Below are 635 nucleotides of genomic sequence, written 5' to 3'. Positions count from 1 at the left end.
AAGACCCCTGGCAGTTGCTGCGGGTCAGCGGCGTGCGCACGGAGCAGGCCGACGGGTTCGCGCGGGCGCTGCTCGGCGCGGAGTGCGGGCCCGACGACGAGCGCAGGGGACGCGCGGTCACCGCCTGGCTCCTGGAGCAGGCGGCCGTCGCGGGGCACACGGCCCTGGACGCGGCGGCGCTCACCGCCGCGCTCGGGCAGCGCGCCGTGCCCGATCCGGACGCGGCGGTGCAGAGCGCCATCGCGGAGGGCGACATCCTGGTCTTCCAGGACGCCGTCGAGACACCGGGAGCGCCTGCCCCCGTACAGGAAGCGGGCGATGGCGAGGGCGAGGAGACCGAGCAGCCGGTCCGCGTCCTGGTCGGCCTCGAGCAGTACGCCCTCGCGGAGGAGAGCCTCGCCGACGGACTCGCTCGGGTGATCAACTCCCTGCCCAAGGAGGAGGGTTCGGGCCCGCGGGCCGCCGACTGGGAGTCCGCGGCCGGCGAGGCTTCTGGTTCCACCGCCGAGCTGATCCGCGCGGTGGCCGGTCACGGGCTCGTCCTGCACACCGGCGGCGAGGCGGCACGCGCCGAGCCCGCCGCGCTGGTGAGGGCCGCGGCGGGTCTCGGCCTGCGGGCGTGGGCGGCCACACAC

The 635-nt window shown here is 76.9% G+C and carries 1 pseudogene; it reads left to right on the top strand.

Annotated elements, in window-relative coordinates:
* Positions 1-635, top strand: a pseudogene (locus tag ABD378_RS36100) (DNA helicase RecD); the annotation flags it as partial.

The sequence above is a fragment of the Streptomyces rectiviolaceus genome (assembly GCF_039533825.1).
In the GTDB taxonomy this organism is placed as follows: domain Bacteria; phylum Actinomycetota; class Actinomycetes; order Streptomycetales; family Streptomycetaceae; genus Streptomyces; species Streptomyces rectiviolaceus.
Note: the sequence above shows the minus strand (reverse complement) of the source record. Positions and strands in the feature narration are given on the sequence as shown.